The following is a 449-nucleotide window of genomic DNA, read 5'->3' as shown; positions in this document are numbered from 1 at the left end:
GAATATGAGTGGGATCTCAAGCGTAAGTTTTGGTTTGGTTTTGCAGATATCCAATTATTACCGCCAGTTTTACAAACATTTATGCTGGTTTATGAATGGCATNAATATGTTGGTTGGGAAGGAATGGAGTGTGGGATATTTTTTGAAAGTGATCATACTCACCAGCAATTGCAAGCTTTGGGGTTATTAGAACTCGCCCAAAAAATGGTTACTGCAAGAATCCGATATGATGAGCTAAAAGACAAGGCCGAAAATTTTCACGAGATTACAGAGGATGACATATTCAAAATGCTTATAATACATTGTGACCAACTTGCAAGAGAGGTTGATTCTATATTACTGCAATTTGTGAAGGACAATATTGATGTTTTCCCGTGTCGCCATAACAGACACGAGTTATAAAAAATAATCCCAAAATTGAACAGGCTTTTTATCTACCTGGTAATGAC

Annotated in this window: 1 pseudogene; it reads left to right on the top strand. The window is 36.6% G+C overall.

The features are described 5' to 3' along the window. Nucleotides 1–402, top strand: a pseudogene (gene yfbN, locus H7J06_RS32210) (protein YfbN); the annotation flags it as partial. Nucleotides 403–449 lie beyond the last annotated feature (47 nt).

The sequence above is a fragment of the Mycolicibacterium hodleri genome (assembly GCF_025822245.1).
GTDB classification, from domain to species: domain Bacteria; phylum Actinomycetota; class Actinomycetes; order Mycobacteriales; family Mycobacteriaceae; genus Mycobacterium; species Mycobacterium hodleri.
This window is presented reverse-complemented; position numbering and strand designations above follow the sequence as displayed.